This is a genomic window from Anoxybacillus kestanbolensis, from assembly GCF_001996285.1.
GTDB classification, from domain to species: domain Bacteria; phylum Bacillota; class Bacilli; order Bacillales; family Anoxybacillaceae; genus Anoxybacillus; species Anoxybacillus kestanbolensis_A.
Map to the genome: position 1 here is coordinate 17,398 of NZ_MQAD01000005.1, position 18,705 is coordinate 36,102.

Here is an 18,705-nt window from a genome sequence, read left to right on the forward strand (position 1 = left end):
ATAAGAGCAGCATACCAACCTTGAAGTGACCCCTGTCAAGTAGACAGAAATAAAAAAGCACGTTTAAGCAGCCTGAGTCCTATATTCATAAGGACTCAGGTTGTTTAATTTCTTTTGAAAACGTTGGTGGTTATAAAAACGAATATATTTGTGTACGGCATCCTTTACCTCTTCGGCTGTATGGAAAGAGTACAGATTGAAACACTCTGCCTTGAAATGGCTGAAGAAGTTTTCCATGCAGGCATTGTCCAAACAGTTTCCTTTTCTGGACATACTGGCCTTTATATTGTATCTTTTTAGTAGGTTGTTGTATTGACGGGATGTATACTGGAACCCCTGATCACTATGCAGGAGGAGGCCATTTACATTCCGTTTTTTTATGGCCTTTTTTAACGTATCAATCACCAGTTTGACGTCATTTCTTCGACTCATGTGGTAGGCTACGATTTCATTATTGTATAGGTCTTTAATGGCGGACAAATAGAGCTTTTGCCCATTAAATATTAAATAGGTGATATCGGTAACCCACTTCTCATTTGGCTTTGACGCATGGAAATCCCGGTTTAGATGATTGTCTGAAATGACATAAGGCTCTTTCTTTCCGTAATAAGGCCGTTTCTTCCGAATTACCGCGCGGATTCCCATCTCTCTCATCAATCTTTGTACTCGTTTATGGTTGATATTCAGTTTATATTTCCGTTGAAGCCAGACTTGGACTCTCCGATATCCATAGATTCCTTTCAATTCTTCATGGCACTCCTTGATTTTTTTCTTTAGCTGCTCGTCTTCCAATTGCTTTTGAGAAGGGTGTTCCTGTTGTTTTCCCCACTTGTAATATCCACTTCGAGACACACCTGCGATTTTACATAATTCTTGAATCGAACCATAACGCCCCGTCATTTCTTGAATGATCGCAAACTTCTTGTGAGCTGGTACGGCTTCCATTCCCCCTTTCACCTCTTTAAGAGCTTTTTTAGCATCTCTACTTCCGCCTCAAGACGTTTAATTTTCGTTTCAGGATCTTCTGGGCGAGTTCTCGGTCTTCCTTTGCCTGGTCCTTTGGCCTTTCCTCGTTTTTCCTCCAGTCCTTTGATTCCTTCCTGTTCATAACGTTTCACCCATCGACGTACCATAGAATCACTAATCCCTAATTCTTTCGCCACTGTTTTAGAGCCCATGCCCTCTTTCAAATACAAATCCACCGCTTTCTTTTTAAACGTTACATCATAGGTTTTTCGTATTTTTCCCATAGAAAAATCCCCTCCATAGTAGACAGATTAATGGGCTTTCTTTTTTCTGTCTACTATAAGGGGATCATATCACCTTGTGGGTGCTCTTTTTTTGTATATTTTTAACGTGAAACGTAGATGATAATAATCGTTTGAAGGGAGGGAAACAACATGAACGTAACACGTGCGCAACAAATTGCTCAATCGCCCGATATGAAAAATGTAACGTATAATGGAAAATCGGTATATATCGAACATGTCGATGCGCAAACGGAAACGGCAACAATCCATTTTTTAGACAATCCGGAAAATCAACAGCGTGTTCCAGTGTCACAGCTAGCAGAGCATTAAGACGAAAAGGGTGTAACAGAGCAGGATAGCCGTGCTCGTTACATCTTTTTTCGTTCGAGAAAATCAATAAATAAATGAACAATTTTTTTGCTTTTCATTGTCGGTGCATAAAGATAAGAAAACGTTCGGTAAAAAGGGGGGTGCTTTAAACAGACGATCGATAAGTGACCTTGTTTTAATTCGCGCTCAATTACATGGCGCGAAAGAAAGGCTAATCCATTTCCACGCATTAGCGTTTCTTTAATTCCTTGATTGCTGCTGATGATCATGAGCGATTTAATTTTTAATCCATTTGAACGAATAAAATGGTTAAAGTATTCACGTGTGCCAGAGCCTAATTCGCGCGTAATCCATATTTGATTTTGTAGATCGCTTATACATACTTCTTGTTTGTGAACGAGCGGGTGATCGTTTGAAGCCACGATGACAAGCTCATCTTGCATGAATGGATAAACAGCCAATTCTTTTTCGTTCGTTTGCCCTTCAATTAAGCCAATATCGGTTTCATATGAACGGACAAGCTCGACGATCTCCTTCGTGTTGCCAATCATCACTTCGAAGTGTAGTTCTGGATAATCGTCTTGTAAAGAAAGTAAAAAAGAAGGAAGCACGTATTCCCCGATCGTAAAACTAGCCCCGATTTTCAACGTTCCTTTCACACAATCGTGGTATTCTAAAATATCTTGTTTTGTTTGTTCGTACAAGGCAATCATTTTTTTAGCTCGATCGTAAAGTAATTCGCCAGTCGCTGTCACTTGTAGTTTTTTTGGCGAACGAATAAATAGTTTCGTTTGAAATTCTTTTTCTAAATTTTTAATGTGCAAACTGACGCTTGGTTGGGATAGATGGAGAATTTCCGCAGTTTTTGTGAAGTTTTTCACCTCTACTAAAGTCATAAATGTTTTTAATTCGTCGTACACAGCTATCGCCCCTTAATCATTAAAAAAATAAATAGTTCTGATAATTTATATTTATTTTACTAATTTTATTTTTTGCGGTAAAGTCAAATAAAACATACTTGATTTATAGGAATAGTAGAAAAACGAGAGGTGAAAGATGTTGCCGTTTCAAGTGACGAATAGCCCATTTAACGAACAACAAGTTGACTTGCTCAACCGACTTTGGCCGACATTAACGCCAGCGCAAAAGCTTTGGTTAAGCGGATATTTAGCTGCTACCGAATTTGCGAGCACAGCGGTACAGCAAGAAGCCCACGTATCGAAAGAAATAACGATCCTTTACGGCTCACAAACAGGAAATGCACAAAAATTGGCGGAAAAAACTGGAGAAGTACTCAAAAGCCATGGGTTTCATGTTCATGTTTTATCGATGCTTGATTTCAAACCAAACGACTTAAAAAAAATCGACACGTTGCTTGTTGTCGTTAGCACGTATGGTGAAGGGGAACCGCCAGATAATGCTTTATCATTTTACGAATTTCTCCATAGCAAGCGCGCACCAAAACTTAACCATCTGCGCTTCTCGGTATTGGCGCTTGGCGATACGTCGTATGAACATTTTTGTAAAACAGGAAAAGACTTCGATCAACGGCTAAAAGAACTCGGAGGAGAGCGGTTATACGAACGCGTTGATTGTGATGTCGATTATGAGGAAGCAGCGGCGAAGTGGCTTGATGGGGTGCTTAGTGAGTTGAATAAGCAAGGTGGGGGTTCCGTCACCATCCTTCCCCAGCAGTCGCAAGTGAAACCTGTTTCTAACTACTCGCGCAAGCATCCGTTTCAAGCGGAAGTATTAGAAAATATCAATTTAAATGGACGCGGCTCGAACAAAGAAACACGCCATATTGAATTATCGCTTGAAGGATCAGGTATTGTGTTTGAACCAGGCGATGCGCTTGGTGTTTTCCCGAAAAACGATCCAGAACTTGTCGATCTCATTATTCAAGAAATGAAATGGAATCCAGACACACCGGTTTCTGTTGAAGGAAAAGAAGAACCGTTACGCGAAGTGCTGCTTTCCCGATTAGAAATTACCGTCTTAACTGAGCAATTATTGCAATCGCTTGTTTCGTTCTCACGCCATCCAGATTTTCATGTGCTCCTTTCTTCTGAGCAAGAAGTGAAAAGAAAGGAATATATGAAAGGGCGCGATGTGCTCGATGTTCTTCGCGATTTCGGTCCGTGGGATATGTCGCCAGATCAGTTTGTGTCTTCTCTACGGAAGCTTCAACCCCGTTTCTATTCAATCGCAAGCAGTTTAGCGGCGTATCCAGAAGAAGTGCATATCACCGTTGGTGCAGTGCGTTACGAAGCGCACGGACGTTTACGTAAAGGTGTTTGTTCGACGTTTTGTGCGGAACGTTTACACGTTGGTGATCAACTTCCGGTGTTCGTTCATCACAATCCGAACTTTAAACTGCCGAAAGATGCGAATACACCAATTATTATGATTGGACCAGGTACAGGGGTTGCGCCGTTCCGCAGCTTTTTGCAAGAGCGTGAGGCGATTGGTGCAAAAGGAAAGTCATGGCTGTTTTTTGGTGACCAACATTTCGTGACCGACTTCCTTTATCAAACAGAATGGCAAGCTTGGTTGAAAAATGGTGTGTTGACAAAAATGGATGTTGCGTTTTCACGCGATACAGATCAAAAAGTGTACGTGCAGCATCGCATGCTAGAACGAAGCAAGGAGCTGTTCCGCTGGCTTGAAGATGGAGCTGTCGTTTACGTTTGTGGTGATAAGCAGCATATGGCGCGCGATGTACATCAAACGCTTATTCATGTGATTGAAAAAGAAGGAAACATGACAAGCGAACAAGCAGAAGCGTATATAGCTGAGATGCAAAAACAAAAACGATATCAGCGCGATGTATATTAGGGGGGATATGAATGGAAAAGTTTGTATTAACACCACCAGATGGACCGCCAAGCGATGTTGAGCGCATTAAACGGGAGAGCAACTATTTGCGCGGCACGTTAAAAGAAACGATGGAAGACCGTATTACTGCTGGTATTCCAGAAGACGACAATCGACTAATGAAATTTCATGGAAGTTATTTACAAGATGACCGCGACTTACGAGCAGAGCGACAAAAACAGAAGTTAGAACCTGCATATCAATTTATGATTCGCGTTCGTACGCCAGGCGGAGTAGCAACACCAGAACAGTGGCTTGCGATGGATGAACTAGCAAGAAAATACGCCAACGGGACATTAAAGCTTACAACACGCCAAGCGTTTCAGTTTCACGGCGTATTGAAATGGAATATGAAAAAAACGCTCCAAGCGATTAATGATGCGCTATTGACAACGTTAGCGGCATGTGGTGACGTGAACCGAAACGTCATGTGTAACCCGAATCCGTATCAGTCAGAAATACATGCGGAAGTGTATGAATGGGCAAAAATGTTAAGTGACCATTTATTACCACAAACAAGAGCATATTACGAAATTTGGCTGGATGAAGAAAAAGTGGCCGGTACACCAGAAATAGAGCAAGAGCCGATTTACGGAGCGCTGTACTTGCCGCGGAAATTTAAAATTGGTATCGCTGTTCCACCGTCAAACGATGTCGACGTGTTTTCGCAAGACCTCGGTTTTATCGCTATTGTTGAACAAGGAAAGCTCGTTGGTTTTAACGTGGCGATCGGCGGTGGAATGGGAATGACGCATGGCGACCGTACGACATATCCACAGCTAGCAAAGGTGATCGGTTTTTGTAAACCTGAACAAGTCATTGATGTGGCAGAAAAAGTCGTCACGATTCAGCGCGATTACGGCAATCGCTCCGTACGAAAACACGCCCGTTTTAAATATACGATTGATCGGTTAGGTCTTGAAGCTGTCAAAGCAGAATTAGAGCGCCGGCTCGGCTTTGAGCTAGAAGAAGCGCGCCCGTATCATTTTGAACATAATGGCGATCGCTACGGCTGGGTTGAAGGGGTAAACGGAACATGGCATTTTACCCTATTTGTCGAAGGTGGTCGAGTGAAAGATACGGATGATTATTTGTTAATGACAGGTTTGCGAGAAATTGCGAAAGTTCATACGGGCGATTTTCGCTTGACTGCGAACCAAAACTTAGTCATCGCCAATGTGCCAAGTGAGAAAAAAGAAGAAATTGATACGCTTATTAAGCAATACAAATTAACAGATGGGAAACATTATAGTGCTCTTCGCCGTAACTCGCTCGCCTGTGTGGCGTTGCCAACATGCGGATTAGCGATGGCAGAAGCGGAGAGATACTTGCCGACACTCATTGATAAAATTGAGGAAATTGTCGAAGAAAACGGGCTTCACGACGAAGAAATCACGATTCGCATGACCGGCTGTCCGAACGGTTGTGCCCGTCATGTGCTTGGAGAAATTGCATTTATCGGCAAATCCGTCGGTAAATATAATATGTATCTCGGTGCAGCGTTTGACGGCAGTCGTCTTGGAAAATTGTATCGGGAAAATATCGGAGAAAAAGAAATTTTATCTGAACTTCGTATGCTTCTTTCTCGTTATGCAAAAGAACGCTTTGATGGTGAACGTTTTGGCGACTTTGTCATTCGCGTCGGTATCGTAAAAGAAGTAACAGATGGAACGAACTTTCATGATTAAACAAATCGGCTTTCCGTTGGGAGAGCCGATTTGTTTGTAAAAAAGGATGATTTTGAACGGTGGAGAATATAATAAAGGGGCTCATTTTATTTACAGAAAGGGGTAATCGACATGATCGTTACAACAACAAATAGCATTGAAGGAAAACAAATTGAGCAATATCTCGGCTTAGTGTCTGGTGAGGTCATTTTAGGAGCTAACGTTGTCCGCGATTTTTTGGCGAGCATTACCGACATTATTGGCGGTCGAAGTGGGACATATGAAAGTAAGTTAGCTGAGGGACGGGAGATGGCCGTGCAAGAAATGGTAAAAAAGGCGCGCAATATGGGAGCAAATGCAGTGATCGGCGTCGATCTTGATTTTGAAACGTTGCGCGACGGAATGATGATGTGCATTGCGACAGGTACAGCGGTGAAGTTGAAGGAATAGTAGGGATGTAAGAAGAAGCTCGAGCAGCTTCTTCTTTTTACTTGATTTCAAGTGTGAATTTGTATATTATGTAATTAGAAATTTATCTAAATGTCTATTTTTTTGGATGATATTTAGAAATTTGTCTAAATATCTAAAAGAAAGTGGGTGAAAAAATGTCATTTAACGAGGCGTTTAAAGCGATTGCTGATCCGAATCGTAGGAAAATTTTATCACTATTAAAAAAAGGAGATTTAACAGCAGGGGAAATTGCTGAACATTTCGATATGCAAAAGCCGAGTGTTTCCCATCACTTAAAAATATTAAAACAAGCCGATTTAGTGGAAGATCGACGGGTTGGTCAGCATATTTATTACTCATTGAACACAACTGTTTTCCAAGATTTAATGAGCTGGTTTTATGACATATTACAAAAAGAAGGTGATGAATCATGAAAAAGCACTTATTTATTATTATTCTCATTGCATGCAGCTATGTATTGAGCTTATTAGCGATCCCTTTTTTGCCAAGTGAAGTAGCGATTCATTGGAATGCTGCAGGGGAAGCTGACGGCTTTACAAACAAATGGTGGGGCGCGTTATTATTACCGATTTTGTTAACAGGAATTGTTGCTCTCATCGTCTTTTTGCCGAAAGTGGATCCACGCAAAGAAAACTACGAGAAATTTGAAAAAGTATATCGTATTTTTTTACATGTATTTATTTTGTTTTTATTTAGCATACATGTGGTGACGCTCGCATATAATCTCGGGTTTCCTGTGCAAGTTGATATTGTTGTGCCTATCGGGGTGGGTGTTTTATTTATTGTCCTTGGCAATTATATGCCAAAAATCAAACCAAACTATTTTATCGGCATTCGCACCCCTTGGACGTTAGAAAATGAAGTAGTTTGGCAAAAAACGCACCGTGTCGGTGGAAAAGTGTTTGTTATCATGGGTGTATTGATTATGTTCACGATATTTGTAACAAGTGTGTGGCGCTTTATTTTTCTTATGATCATCGTATTTGGTGGCACGATGTATTTGTTTATCCAGTCGTATTTATTTTCGCGTAAATGAAAGGGGAGATCGATTTGGTTGGGATGTCTATTCAGTTGTTTCTTTCTTTGATTGTTCCTTTCGCACTTATCATATATGGACGAAAAAAAGGATGGCTTTCTTGGAAAGCGTTCGGTGTCGGTTTGCTTATTTTTGTTTTATTTTCACAAGTGTTAGAGAAGATGCTTCACTTTCTCGTAATTGATCCGAGCGGCACATCACTAAAAGGAACAAGTAGCGTTTGGGCGTTTGTCGCTTACGGAGCTTTAGCAGCCGGAGTATTTGAAGAGATAGGGAGATATGTTGGATTTCGTTTCATGTTAAAAAACAATCGATCGTATGGGGACGGGCTATCATTTGGCTTAGGACATGGAGGAATGGAAGCTGTGCTAATTGGTGCTTTTAGCGCTGTGAACATGATGGTCATTTCTCATCTCATCGAAACAGGGCAGTTTGAGCAAATTGCTTCCTCTCTTCCTGCTACGCAAGTGGAGATGCTCAAAACTATGTTAAATCAGCCTGATTGGATGTATGTATTAGGTGGTATCGAGCGAACATTTGCGATAGTGATTCATGTTGCGCTTTCGCTTCTTGTTTTATACGGGGTTCGGAAAGGACAATCCCGTTATGTGGTGTATGCGATTTTGATTCATACGTTAATTGATGTAGTCCCTGCGTTATATCAAGTGAAAATCATTTCGAATGTTTGGGTGATCGAAACAATCTTTGCTTTTTTGGCAATCGCTTCACTTGTCTTCATTCGACGTATAGCAGAAAAATTTTAAAAACATATTGCATCGAAACGCGTTTCATACCTTATGCTCGTGTCAAAGGCATAAGGGAGGAGAATTTTATGGGTATATTGTATATTTTTATTTTATGTGTTATTGAGTTAATCGGAGCACAGTTCGCCACAGAAGCAGATTCAAAGCGAAAGTAAAAAGGGAGGATGGACAAATGAAACAAATAAACATTGGTAACTCTGGGCTAATAGCCTCAGAAATTGTGTTAGGGTGCATGCGAATTTCGGGAATGTCTGTTTCTGAGCTATCGCGGTATATAGACGAAGCGCTTGAAGCAGGAATTACGATGTTTGACCATGCAGATATTTATGGAAAAGGGCGTTGTGAAGAGCTGTTTGGCGAAGTGCTTGCTTCTCGTCCGCATTTGCGCGGACGCATTCACATTCAAAGCAAATGTTCGATTCGTGATGGCTATTATGACTTATCAAAAGAGCATATTTTAACATCTGTCGACGGCATATTGAAGCGACTTCAAACTGATTATTTAGATATGTTGCTTTTACACCGACCGGATACGCTTATGGAACTAGAAGAAGTAGCAGAGGCGTTTGAACGTTTACATGAAAGTGGAAAAGTTCGGCATTTCGGGGTGAGTAACTTCAATAGTATGCAAATTGAGCTATTGCAAGCATACGTTAAACAGCCGATTATCGCGAACCAAATGCAGTTCAGTATTATGCATGCGAATTTAGTGACAAGCGGCATTCAAGCAAATACGCTATTTGACGGAGCACTGAACCGCGACGGACATATTTTAGAATATTGTCGCCTGAAAAATATCACCATCCAAGCATGGTCTCCATTCCAATACGGCTTTTTCGAAGGAGTGTTCATTGACAACGAAAAATTTCCAGAAGTTAATGAAGTACTCGGACGGTTAGCGGAGGAAAAAGGAGTAAGCAAGTCAGCGATTGCTGTCGCTTGGATTTTGCGCCATCCAGCGAACATGCAAGTGATCGTCGGCACAACAAACTCTGCTCGCTTAAAAGACATTTGCCAAGCAAGTCACGTGCAACTCTCTCGACAAGAGTGGTACGAAATCTACCGTACGGCAGGTCATCGGTTGCCGTAATTGATGAAAACACTTTTTTGGCGATTGCTGAAAAAGTGTTTTTTCATTGCTTAGGCTCTGTCGTATTTTCATGATTAATCACGCAGGAAACCCCTGCTTTCAAGCATGGGGAGGAATGCGTTTTTTTTTGTTTATTTTTCACTAAAAAAATATAAAATAAAATTAGTGAAAGGTGGTGAGGACATGAAATTGACTTTAACAGCAAAAATTAAAATTTTACCGACATCTGAACAAGAACAACTTCTTCAAAAAACGATGCAAGCATATCGTGATGCGTGCAATGCGGTGTCGGAAGTGATATACAAAGAAAACACCCTTGTGCAAGCCAAACTTCACAAGATGACGTACCGCAAACTTCGCTCTACATTTGGCTTAAAATCTCAAATGGCACAGTCTGTGTTAAAAACGGTGATTGCAAAATATAAAACCAACCAAACCAATGGACATAAGCGTTGTCAGATTGCGTTTAAAAAACCGCAAATAGACCTCGTTTTTAATCGAGATTACAGCCTAACCAAAGGGTTGTTTTCCATCAATACGTTAGAAGGACGAATCAAAGTTCCTTTTCAAACGAAAGGACTTGAAACGTATTTCGACGGAACATGGACGTTTGGAACAGCAAAGTTAGTGAATAAACATCAAAAGTGGTTTCTCCATATTCCTGTATCCAAAGAAATGGAAGAAGCAAACCTTCATCACATTTGCCAAGTGGTTGGCGTAGATATGGGCGTAAATTTTCTTGCGACTGTTTATGATTCAAACGGACAGACGCTATTTTTCAAAGGTAGACACATCAAACACAAACGAGCAAAGTATAAACAACTCCGCAGACAACTACAAAAAAAGCAAACTCCGTCTGCTCGTAGAAGATTAAAGAAAATCGGTCAACGAGAAAACCGTTGGATGCAAGATGTCAACCATTGCATCAGTAAGGCACTCGTTGAGCGTTATGGTAAGAACACGCTGTTTGTGTTAGAGGATTTAACAGGTGTTCGCCAAAGAACAGAAAAAGTGTCCGTTAACCATCGGTATGAAATGGTATCTTGGGCGTTTTATGATTTAAGACAAAAAATCGAGTACAAAGCACACAAACACCGAGCCAAAGTGATTGTGGTAGACCCAACATACACATCCCAAACATGTCCAAAATGCGGACATACAGAGAAAGCAAACCGAAATAAGAAAACGCACACGTTTTGTTGCCAAACATGCCAATACACATCAAACGATGACCGAGTTGGTGCGATGAATCTTCAACGAAAAGGAATCGAGTACATCGTTGAAGAAACAACAAAAGCATGACTTTTGTTGTTGGGTAGTTGTCAACCTGCCCTGATGCAACCCCAAGTGAAGGAAGGAGGATAACATCCGCTTGCACTTCTGGGGAGTTGCAAGCCCACGACTTTAGTCGTTGGGTAGTTGACGTCATCGTGCTAAAATAAGGGGGGATTATTTTTATACTGGGGGACTGAACAATGACAACGACGACGAAGATCAAAACGGACATTGAAATTGCCCAAGAAACGAAATTAAAGCGCATTCAAGACATTGCAAGTGAACTGGATTTGTTAGAAGAAGAGATTGAACCGTATGGGCATTATAAAGCGAAAATTTCCCTTCATGCACTGAAGCGGTTAGCGACGAAACAAGATGGTAAAGTCATCTTAGTGACTTCCATTAATCCAACGCCAGCGGGAGAGGGAAAATCGACGGTCACTGTCGGGCTTGGTCAAGCATTACATAAAATGGGTAAAAAAGTGATAATTGCGATGCGGGAACCTTCCCTTGGTCCGACGATGGGAATAAAAGGCGGTGCGACAGGTGGAGGGTATTCACAAGTGTTGCCGATGGAAGACATTAATTTGCACTTTACAGGAGACTTACATGCGATTACGACCGCGAACAACTCCTTAGCTGCGCTTATTGACAACCATATTCACCAAGGAAATGAATTACGAATCGATACGCGCCGCATCGTTTGGAAGCGAGCAGTTGATTTAAATGACCGTGCACTACGTAAAGTCGTGGTCGGATTAGGTGGGCCGACGCAAGGCGTGCCACGCGAGGACGGATTCGATATTACCGTTGCCTCTGAAATCATGGCGGTGTTTTGCTTAGCAACCGATTTGCAAGATTTAAAAAGACGTTTAGCAAAAATGGTTGTGGCATATAACGTGGATCATCAACCTGTGACCGTAGCGGATCTTGGCGCCGAGGGAGCCCTCACACTTTTATTAAAAGATGCGCTAAAACCGAATTTAGTCCAAACGGTAGAACATGTACCTGCGCTTGTGCACGGCGGCCCGTTTGCCAATATCGCTCACGGATGCAATAGCGTTATCGCAACAAAAATGGCGCAAAAGCTTGGGGACTATGTTGTGACAGAGGCGGGATTTGGTGCGGATTTAGGTGCGGAGAAATTTTTACATATTAAAGCGCGCACGGCAGAAATTGAACCATCAGCAGTTGTCATTGTGGCAACGGTTCGGGCGTTAAAAATGCACGGCGGGGTAGGGAAACAACAACTAGCGAGCGAAAATGTCGGAGCATTAAAAAAAGGACTAGCCAATTTAGAGAAACATATTGAAACGATTCAAGCGTTTGGTTTGCCGTTTGTCGTTGCTATTAACCGTTTTATTACGGATACAAATAAAGAAATTCAAGCATTAACGACATTTTGTGAAGAAAAAGAATATCCTGTATCGTTAACGGAAGTATGGGAAAAAGGTGGGGATGGCGGAATTGATTTAGCTCATAAAGTATTAGAAGTAATCGAAAATACAAAAAGCACGTACACTCCGTTATACGAATTAGATGAACCGATTACGGATAAAATCCAAAAAATTGCCCGCATTGTTTATGGCGCAAACGACGTTTCTTTTTCTGACAAGGCGAAAAAGCAAATCGAACAATTTACATCGTTTGGGTGGGACAAGCTCCCGATTTGCATGGCAAAGACGCAATATTCGCTTTCCGATGACCCAACAAAGCTTGGCCGCCCGACCGATTTCACGATCACAGTGCGCGAATTAAAACCATCGATTGGCGCTGGATTTCTCGTCGCCTTAACAGGGGATGTCATGACGATGCCAGGCTTGCCGAAACAACCAGCAGCGCTTCAGATGGATATCGACGAACATGGAAACGCACGCGGACTTTTCTAAGTGAGCAATAAGGTAGCGTCTCATCTGTGTGATGAGGCGCTTTTTATGAGTAAACAAAAAAATTGAAATGTTGGCAGAAGGTATTATAATGTAAGTATTCCATTTGTTTTATAGGGAGAGAGGAAAATGCAAGCAAGTGTTGAACAGCGTGCAAATATGCAAACTGTCGTGTATCCGATTTTAATTGCCATTAGTATTGGTCATTTGCTAAATGATGCGATGCAAGCTGTTGTTCCGGCTTTATTTCCGATTTTAGAGTCGTCAATGAAATTGTCCTATACACAAATTGGTTGGATTGCATTTACCCTGAACATGACTTCTTCTATTTTACAGCCGGTTGTCGGATTGTTTTCCGACCGCTATCCATCGCCGAGTTTTTTGCCGCTCGGCATGGGAGCGAGCATGTTAGGGATGATCGGGTTGGCGTTTGCGCCTAATTTTTTCTTTGTTCTATTATCCGTTTTATTTATCGGATTAGGCTCAGCTGTATTTCACCCAGAAGGTTCGCGTGTCGTTTATTTTGCTGCACAGGCGAAAAGAGGATTCGCTCAATCCATTTACCAACTTGGTGGCAATACAGGGAATGCCCTTGCACCGTTATTTACAGCGCTCATTTTTGTTCCATTTGGTCAAAAGGGAGCAGGTTGGTTTGTCATTGTTGCAGCCATTGGAATGTTCATTTTATTTTGGGTGTCGAAGTGGTATGCTGTTCAATTGCATCAAGTGAACAAACACCGGAAGGAAACGATGGGAGAAAAGAAACAAATAAGTCAAAAGATTATATTTGCACTTATCCTCCTAGTTCTTTTAGTATTTGCACGCTCATGGTATTATGCAGGAATTTCGAATTACTATCAGTTTTACTTAATGAAGTATTACGGTATTTCTATTCGTCAAGCGCAGCTTTATTTATTTGTTTTTATGATTGCTGGAGCGATCGGTACCGTTTTTGGCGGTCCGCTTGCTGATCGATTTGGGAGACGAAATTTAATTTTTGCATCCACGCTCGGTACGGCACCGTTTGCGCTCATTTTGCCATATGTGCCACTTCATTTTGTTTTGCCAATTATTTTTGTCACGGGTTTTATTTTATCGTCTAGTTTCGCTACTTTTGTTGTTTATGCGCAAGAATTGCTTCCAGGAAATGTCGGGATGGCATCGGGATTAATTGTGGGTCTCGCATTTGGAATGGGAGCGCTTGGAGCGGTTGCACTCGGAAAAATTGCAGACGTGTATACGCTAAAAACACTTATGGTTATGTGTAGCTTTCTTCCTTTGTTTGGCGTGTTGACATTTTGGTTGCCGAAAGAAGCATAGTGGCAAGCGGGAAGCTTGCCACTATACTGATGCTCGTTCAATCAAACGAACGGGCATTTTTTCTTTTTTCGGTTCTGTCTTTTCGTTTATGAAATGGTTGTATATCATCTGGAAAGCTTTTTTTCCCATGAGCGAAAGAGGTAGCTCAATTGTCGTGATATGCAACGCTTCTGAAATAGGATGGTTATCAAAACTAACGATAGCTAAATCGTTTGGAACATGTAATCCATACGTTTTTCCCCATAAAACAATTCCTGCAGCAACTTGATCGCTAGCAACGAGTAGAGCGGTTGGCTTTTCCTCGAGAGAAAGAATAGTAGATACAATTCGCTTCCCGTCATTCATATGCAAACAATGATGAAACATCCAATTAGGACGAATCGGGGCATGTATGCGTTGAAGCGCATCTTTGTAGGCCGCCATCCGCTTTTGGCTATTGATGCTCGTTGGTCGACTAAGACAATATCCGATTTTTGAATGTCCTTTTTTTATTAAATAATCCATTCCAAGCGCAAAGGCATGGTAATGGTCGATGTATACGGAAAACAGATGCGGCTCTGATGTATCTTCACATAAAACGATTGGACCATCATCTGCATAGGATGCAATGGTTTCGAGACGAATGGTATGCGAACAAATAATGAGACCATCCATTTGCTTGACACGCAACATTTCAAGTGCTTCTTGTTCTTTATGTATATCATAGTTTGTTTGAAAAAAGAGAAGATGGTATCCGTATCGCAATGCTTCTTCGGAAATTCCCTCTACAATCATACTGAAGTATGGGTGATTGATGGTCGGTAACATCACTCCAACAATATTCGTTTTTCCTTTTGATAAGTGAACAGCATTAATATTTTTTTTGTAATTTAATTCATGAATGACGTCCCATACGGCTTTTCGCTTTTCTTCCTTAACATATGGATAACCATTAAGAACACGTGAGACAGTTGAAACAGAAACGCCTGCACGTTTTGCGATTTCACGAATATTTGCCATATTTTCACCTACTTTTGACGACATATAGTTATATTTTACTTCTTTTTTGATGGAGGTGTAAAAGGTTTCATATTTCAGGAGGATTTTAGTCAGAATGATGTTGGATTGACAGAAATCGAGTGGCATAATGATGAAAAAAGTCTTTTTCAAAAGAAGATCAGCTTGCCCGTTTTCATGGGCAAGCTGGCAACTACGGTAAATCAATGAGCATAAAACGGCTGTTTGTTTTTGCGGTGATATGCAATGTTGTTATATCTGTTATACGCGCAGCATCGCGACGTTGTAACATTGTATCATCATTTAATACGAGTTCTCCTTCAATAACAAACAAATATATTCGACGTCCTTCTTGTTGTTGGAATGTAACGTGCTGGTTATTTTCTAAATCGGATAAATACATCGTTATATCTTGATGAATGTAGGCAACTTCATTTCCGGCCTGTGTTTTCGAAACAATAGGTAATAAACGATTTTTCATTTTTTCAATATCATATGAAACTTGTTCATATGACGGGGTAAGACCGCGTGCTTCAGGTAGAAACCAAAGTTGTAGCAGATTGACTTCTTCTGTAGCAGATGGATTCATTTCTGAATGTACAATACCTGTTCCAGCTGTCATTCGTTGTACTTCACCGAACGAAATGATGCGATGATTGCCTAGATTATCGCGATGTTCGAGCTGTCCCTTTAAGACGACTGTCACAATCTCCATTTCTTGATGAGGGTGAGCTCCAAAACCACGTTGTGGCGCGATGATATCATCGTTAAATACGCGCAATGGGCCAAAGTTCATATTGTTTCGATCAAAATATTCAGCAAATGAAAAACTAAAATAACTTTGCAACCAACCGTGGTTTGATTCAAATCGTTCATGTGCAGGATATACGTGAATCATGGTGTGCCTCCTTATTTTATAAGTGCATCAATTGAGTAGTCGCCTGCGCCGATAAGAGCAATGCCGATCACAACAACAATCAAAATAAAGTTGTACTCAAAGCCATTTTGAGTGACCCAAAATCCGTTCGGAGCGTGCACTTTTACGATAGCGACGACCATTGTAGCAGCGATCAACAAAGCTGCAAATGGGGTGAACAACCCTAGGGCAAACAATAATCCACCGACGAATTCAGCTAATCCAGCGATTAAAGCCATAGTCACTCCAGGTTTTAGTCCGATCGATTCAAACCATCCTCCCGTTCCTTTTAAGCCATATCCTCCGAACCATCCGAACAACTTTTGCGCGCCATGACCGACAAAAGTTAAACCGACAGCGAGACGGATAAGTAAAATACCAATGTGCATCATAATCATTTCTCCTTTCATATATCTTGATTTCAAGATAAAAGTTGTGCGATAGGCCTTTAAAAAGGCGCTAATGAAAGACCTATCTTTTTGAGCAAGTGAATCGCCATTTCTTTTTCATCTGTGGACAAAGATTGGAAAATCTCCAACATTTTTTGTGCGTGCTGCGGGAAAATGTGATCCATTAGTGCTTTTCCTTCTTCAGTAATAACAGCGTACGTAATGCGGCGGTCCTTTTCACAATGTTGCCGGACGATATATCCTTTTTCTTCGAGTTTGTCGATGACGTATGTCATGCTTCCACTTGTAAGCAAAATTTTATCACCGATTTGTTGGATCGGCTGCGCTCCTTTATGATACAGCAAATCGAGCACACCAAACTCCGTTGGGTTTAGTCCGTAACGTTGAATGTCATGTTTTACATGTTCCGACACCGCTTTATGTGCTCTAGAAAGGACAATGAATAGTTTTAATGATAATGTTTGATCGTTTTGGCTCATGTGCATCAACCTTTATCTTGATTTCAAGATAATTATAAACTTACGAAAAGTAAGTTGTCAATATAGTTGTTTTTATGGATATCGTATAAGGTGCTAGTTCAGCCATACGCTTTCGACTAGCACCGATGATTCCTTATTTACTTTCGTCAAGAATGCGCGGAAATAAAATATTATTCTCAAGATGAATATGAGTGAATAGATCTTCCTCTAGCGTTTCAAGCCGATTGTAAACTAGTCGATACGTTCCACATGCATCAAAAGGTGGTGTAAAATCGTTCGTGATTTTGCGAATTTCTTTAATGATATCTCCTGCCGTATCGTGTTCGGTAACAAGTTCTTCAATAACTTCTCTCATCGCTTGTTCATTTTCTTTTGTCGGATATTGTTCGAATTGGATGATTAATGGAAATGCTTTTGTTTCTTCTTTCATTAAATGTTGTTCTAGTTCGGTTTTTAGCTCATTGAACAGCTTATGCACTTCAACTAAGTGTGGTTGTGTGGGACCATGAACGCGTGCCACTTTTGTTACATATGGGCTAAGTTGTGGTAATTCTTCCATTAAAAAATGATGATGTTTTTGAACAATATGCTCGATTAAATTTGTATAGGAAGCCTCCATCCAGTTTTTTTCTACCTTTTCGAGCGATTTTTCATACAGTGATTGTAGCTCGCTTAAAATTGTTTCTATATCTAATTGTTTTTCAGCGAGCACTTCAGATAAGGAACGATTTCCACCACAACAAAAATCAATTTTATATGCTTTAAACAAATCGCTCGCTTTTGGGAACATCACCACAATTTCACCGACCGTCGATTGTGCATTGAATATATTTTCCATAATTTTCTCCTCCGAAATGTATTGATATTTACAATGTAATCATATCTTCTTTTTTGTCTGTTTGTTGTGATGCTCATCACATAATTCTTGTGATTTTGGAAAAAACTTTGACAAATAAACTGTTCATATTGAAAGTATAATAGTTTATGAATAAATTTCCATATACCTTCTCGGGCTTTGAGCGCCATATGATCCGGGTGTTTTCCATAAATTAGATAATGATAGATTGCTAAATCCCTGCTAGTCTTATAAGCGAGCAACGGACTAGGAGGGATAATATGAGGAAATTGCTAGCACTTGCTTCTGTCTTTGTAGCAGCTTTTTGTTTTTCAACAACTGAAGTGAATGCGCAAACGACAGTTCATTACGTAAAGCCAGGTGAAACGTTTTGGACGATTGCAAAAAGCTACAATGTTTCATTGCTTGAACTCCAACGAATAAATCAAAAACAATCGGACGTTTTGTTTGTTGGTGAAACATTGCGCATCCCGCAACCTATTTCTCAAGCTGATAAAGATTTATTGGCCCGTCTTGTTCATGCGGAAGCAAAAGGGGAACCATATGCAGGAAAAGTAGCGGTGGCAACTGTCGTTTTGAACCGTGTCGATCATCCGAATTTCCCGAATACGATTCGTCAAGTCATTTATGAACGTTCTGGGGGATATTATGCGTTTACTCCTGTACAAAATGGAGAGATTAACAAACCAGCAGATCGTGAAGCATATCGAGCGGTTGAAGAAGCCATTGCTTTTCGCGGTTTAGGAAGCGGATCATTATATTTTTACAATCCAAAAACGGCGAAAAGCGAATGGATCCGTTCACGTCAAGTGACAGTTGTTATTGGAAATCATGTATTTGCGAAATAAAAGGTTTGTTTCATATGATTGAAGCGAAAGGTGTCCCAGAAAGTTTTTGGGACACCTTTTTACTTTTTATTTTCTTTCAAACGTCCTTCGCGCTTTGCTGCTTCACGAAGTAAAAATTCGATATGAGCATTCACGCTTCGAAATTCATCTTGTGCCCAACGTTCGATGATTTCGTATAATTTTGGGTCGATTCGTAGCGGAAAGTTTTTTTTCTTTGTCATTTGTTGTTCACCG

At 40.8% G+C, this 18,705-nt stretch carries 21 protein-coding genes; 12 read left to right on the plus strand and 9 right to left on the minus strand.

The window, feature by feature from the left end; genetic code table 11:
• Window positions 1-63: 63 nt before the first annotated feature.
• Both BO219_RS02430 and BO219_RS02435 read right to left on the minus strand, forming a co-directional pair.
• Entirely contained in the window at window positions 64-945 is an 882-nt protein-coding gene (locus BO219_RS02430) for an IS3 family transposase (protein ID WP_077428246.1), read from the minus strand.
• Between the two features lie 8 nt (window positions 946-953).
• Window positions 954-1,250 carry a transposase gene (locus BO219_RS02435; protein WP_077428248.1) on the minus strand — a complete coding sequence of 99 codons (297 nt, stop codon included), beginning with the start codon at window positions 1,248-1,250 and terminating at the stop codon, window positions 954-956.
• A 150-nt stretch (window positions 1,251-1,400) separates the two neighbouring features.
• Between BO219_RS02435 and BO219_RS02440 the strand changes: the two genes are divergently transcribed.
• Entirely contained in the window at window positions 1,401-1,580 is a 180-nt protein-coding gene (locus tag BO219_RS02440) for a small acid-soluble spore protein H (RefSeq protein ID WP_003397457.1), read from the plus strand.
• 38 nt (window positions 1,581-1,618) lie between these two features.
• Here the strand turns inward: BO219_RS02440 and BO219_RS02445 are convergent, their stop codons facing one another.
• Window positions 1,619-2,500 (minus strand): LysR family transcriptional regulator, encoded by an 882-nt coding sequence (locus tag BO219_RS02445; RefSeq protein ID WP_003397454.1) that lies wholly within the window; start codon window positions 2,498-2,500, stop codon window positions 1,619-1,621.
• A gap of 136 nt (window positions 2,501-2,636) precedes the next feature.
• On the opposite strand from BO219_RS02445, the gene BO219_RS02450 reads away from it, so the two are divergent.
• The 10 genes from BO219_RS02450 (at window position 2,637) to BO219_RS02495 (ending at window position 13,966) form a co-directional block, all read left to right on the plus strand.
• Window positions 2,637-4,418, plus strand: a complete 1,782-nt coding sequence (locus tag BO219_RS02450; RefSeq protein ID WP_077428250.1) for an assimilatory sulfite reductase (NADPH) flavoprotein subunit — start codon at window positions 2,637-2,639, stop codon at window positions 4,416-4,418.
• A gap of 11 nt (window positions 4,419-4,429) precedes the next feature.
• Window positions 4,430-6,145, plus strand: a complete 1,716-nt coding sequence (gene cysI / locus BO219_RS02455; RefSeq protein ID WP_077428252.1) for an assimilatory sulfite reductase (NADPH) hemoprotein subunit — start codon at window positions 4,430-4,432, stop codon at window positions 6,143-6,145.
• Between the two features lie 111 nt (window positions 6,146-6,256).
• A complete protein-coding gene (locus tag BO219_RS02460) occupies window positions 6,257-6,574 on the plus strand; it encodes a YbjQ family protein (protein ID WP_006321821.1) in 318 nt (105 codons plus the stop codon).
• 155 nt (window positions 6,575-6,729) lie between these two features.
• A complete protein-coding gene (locus tag BO219_RS02465; RefSeq protein ID WP_003397448.1) occupies window positions 6,730-7,008 on the plus strand; it encodes an autorepressor SdpR family transcription factor in 279 nt (92 codons plus the stop codon).
• Window positions 7,005-7,631 carry an SdpI family protein gene (locus BO219_RS02470; RefSeq protein ID WP_077428254.1) on the plus strand — a complete coding sequence of 209 codons (627 nt, stop codon included), beginning with the start codon at window positions 7,005-7,007 and terminating at the stop codon, window positions 7,629-7,631. Before BO219_RS02465 ends, BO219_RS02470 begins: the two co-directional genes overlap by 4 nt.
• Window positions 7,628-8,395, plus strand: a complete 768-nt coding sequence (locus tag BO219_RS02475; protein ID WP_077428256.1) for a YhfC family intramembrane metalloprotease — start codon at window positions 7,628-7,630, stop codon at window positions 8,393-8,395. The genes BO219_RS02470 and BO219_RS02475 overlap by 4 nt, the downstream gene beginning before the upstream one ends.
• A gap of 172 nt (window positions 8,396-8,567) precedes the next feature.
• The gene (locus BO219_RS02480) at window positions 8,568-9,485 is read left to right on the plus strand and encodes an aldo/keto reductase (RefSeq protein ID WP_077428258.1); all 918 of its coding nucleotides are present in this window, start codon (window positions 8,568-8,570) and stop codon (window positions 9,483-9,485) included.
• Between the two features lie 183 nt (window positions 9,486-9,668).
• On the plus strand, window positions 9,669-10,787 hold the full coding sequence (locus tag BO219_RS02485) for an RNA-guided endonuclease InsQ/TnpB family protein (protein ID WP_077428260.1): 1,119 nt from the start codon (window positions 9,669-9,671) through the stop codon (window positions 10,785-10,787).
• Between the two features lie 173 nt (window positions 10,788-10,960).
• Window positions 10,961-12,649 carry a formate--tetrahydrofolate ligase gene (locus tag BO219_RS02490; RefSeq protein WP_077428262.1) on the plus strand — a complete coding sequence of 563 codons (1,689 nt, stop codon included), beginning with the start codon at window positions 10,961-10,963 and terminating at the stop codon, window positions 12,647-12,649.
• Window positions 12,650-12,775: 126 nt separating this feature from the next.
• The gene (locus BO219_RS02495; RefSeq protein ID WP_077428264.1) at window positions 12,776-13,966 is read left to right on the plus strand and encodes an MFS transporter; all 1,191 of its coding nucleotides are present in this window, start codon (window positions 12,776-12,778) and stop codon (window positions 13,964-13,966) included.
• Window positions 13,967-13,987: 21 nt separating this feature from the next.
• Here BO219_RS02495 and BO219_RS02500 read toward each other — a convergent pair whose 3' ends face one another.
• From BO219_RS02500 to ric, 5 genes are all read right to left on the minus strand, one after another.
• Window positions 13,988-14,965: a LacI family DNA-binding transcriptional regulator gene (locus BO219_RS02500; protein WP_077428266.1), complete on the minus strand. Its 978-nt coding sequence runs from the start codon at window positions 14,963-14,965 to the stop codon at window positions 13,988-13,990.
• A gap of 190 nt (window positions 14,966-15,155) precedes the next feature.
• Window positions 15,156-15,860: a pirin family protein gene (locus BO219_RS02505; RefSeq protein ID WP_077428268.1), complete on the minus strand. Its 705-nt coding sequence runs from the start codon at window positions 15,858-15,860 to the stop codon at window positions 15,156-15,158.
• Between the two features lie 11 nt (window positions 15,861-15,871).
• On the minus strand, window positions 15,872-16,270 hold the full coding sequence (locus BO219_RS02510) for a DoxX family protein (protein WP_171700097.1): 399 nt from the start codon (window positions 16,268-16,270) through the stop codon (window positions 15,872-15,874).
• Window positions 16,271-16,326: 56 nt separating this feature from the next.
• Window positions 16,327-16,767 carry a MarR family winged helix-turn-helix transcriptional regulator gene (locus BO219_RS02515; RefSeq protein WP_198936638.1) on the minus strand — a complete coding sequence of 147 codons (441 nt, stop codon included), beginning with the start codon at window positions 16,765-16,767 and terminating at the stop codon, window positions 16,327-16,329.
• 133 nt (window positions 16,768-16,900) lie between these two features.
• Window positions 16,901-17,605 (minus strand): iron-sulfur cluster repair di-iron protein, encoded by a 705-nt coding sequence (ric, locus tag BO219_RS02520; RefSeq protein ID WP_077428274.1) that lies wholly within the window; start codon window positions 17,603-17,605, stop codon window positions 16,901-16,903.
• Between the two features lie 278 nt (window positions 17,606-17,883).
• Here ric and BO219_RS02525 point away from each other — a divergent pair, with 278 nt between their 5' ends.
• Window positions 17,884-18,471, plus strand: coding sequence for a cell wall hydrolase (locus BO219_RS02525; protein ID WP_077428276.1), 588 nt, complete (start codon window positions 17,884-17,886; stop codon window positions 18,469-18,471).
• A gap of 59 nt (window positions 18,472-18,530) precedes the next feature.
• Here the strand turns inward: BO219_RS02525 and BO219_RS02530 are convergent, their stop codons facing one another.
• Complete coding sequence (locus BO219_RS02530) at window positions 18,531-18,692, minus strand: type II toxin-antitoxin system antitoxin (protein WP_003397421.1); 162 nt, start codon at window positions 18,690-18,692, stop codon at window positions 18,531-18,533.
• Window positions 18,693-18,705: the final 13 nt, after the last annotated feature.

Excerpts from the sequence above, each read along its gene's own strand:
- BO219_RS02430 (WP_077428246.1), bottom strand. The coding sequence starts at position 945 with ATGGAAGCCGTACCAGCTCACAAGAAGTTTGCGATCATTCAAGAAATG.
- BO219_RS02435 (WP_077428248.1), bottom strand. The coding sequence starts at position 1,250 with ATGGGAAAAATACGAAAAACCTATGATGTAACGTTTAAAAAGAAAGCG.
- BO219_RS02440 (WP_003397457.1), top strand. The coding sequence starts at position 1,401 with ATGAACGTAACACGTGCGCAACAAATTGCTCAATCGCCCGATATGAAA.
- BO219_RS02450 (WP_077428250.1), top strand. The coding sequence starts at position 2,637 with ATGTTGCCGTTTCAAGTGACGAATAGCCCATTTAACGAACAACAAGTT.
- cysI (WP_077428252.1), top strand. The coding sequence starts at position 4,430 with ATGGAAAAGTTTGTATTAACACCACCAGATGGACCGCCAAGCGATGTT.
- BO219_RS02460 (WP_006321821.1), top strand. The coding sequence starts at position 6,257 with ATGATCGTTACAACAACAAATAGCATTGAAGGAAAACAAATTGAGCAA.
- BO219_RS02465 (WP_003397448.1), top strand. The coding sequence starts at position 6,730 with ATGTCATTTAACGAGGCGTTTAAAGCGATTGCTGATCCGAATCGTAGG.
- BO219_RS02470 (WP_077428254.1), top strand. The coding sequence starts at position 7,005 with ATGAAAAAGCACTTATTTATTATTATTCTCATTGCATGCAGCTATGTA.
- BO219_RS02475 (WP_077428256.1), top strand. The coding sequence starts at position 7,628 with ATGAAAGGGGAGATCGATTTGGTTGGGATGTCTATTCAGTTGTTTCTT.
- BO219_RS02480 (WP_077428258.1), top strand. The coding sequence starts at position 8,568 with ATGAAACAAATAAACATTGGTAACTCTGGGCTAATAGCCTCAGAAATT.
- BO219_RS02485 (WP_077428260.1), top strand. The coding sequence starts at position 9,669 with ATGAAATTGACTTTAACAGCAAAAATTAAAATTTTACCGACATCTGAA.
- BO219_RS02490 (WP_077428262.1), top strand. The coding sequence starts at position 10,961 with ATGACAACGACGACGAAGATCAAAACGGACATTGAAATTGCCCAAGAA.
- BO219_RS02495 (WP_077428264.1), top strand. The coding sequence starts at position 12,776 with ATGCAAGCAAGTGTTGAACAGCGTGCAAATATGCAAACTGTCGTGTAT.
- BO219_RS02500 (WP_077428266.1), bottom strand. The coding sequence starts at position 14,965 with ATGGCAAATATTCGTGAAATCGCAAAACGTGCAGGCGTTTCTGTTTCA.
- BO219_RS02505 (WP_077428268.1), bottom strand. The coding sequence starts at position 15,860 with ATGATTCACGTATATCCTGCACATGAACGATTTGAATCAAACCACGGT.
- BO219_RS02510 (WP_171700097.1), bottom strand. The coding sequence starts at position 16,270 with ATGATGCACATTGGTATTTTACTTATCCGTCTCGCTGTCGGTTTAACT.
- BO219_RS02515 (WP_198936638.1), bottom strand. The coding sequence starts at position 16,767 with ATGAGCCAAAACGATCAAACATTATCATTAAAACTATTCATTGTCCTT.
- ric (WP_077428274.1), bottom strand. The coding sequence starts at position 17,605 with ATGGAAAATATATTCAATGCACAATCGACGGTCGGTGAAATTGTGGTG.
- BO219_RS02525 (WP_077428276.1), top strand. The coding sequence starts at position 17,884 with ATGAGGAAATTGCTAGCACTTGCTTCTGTCTTTGTAGCAGCTTTTTGT.
- BO219_RS02530 (WP_003397421.1), bottom strand. The coding sequence starts at position 18,692 with ATGACAAAGAAAAAAAACTTTCCGCTACGAATCGACCCAAAATTATAC.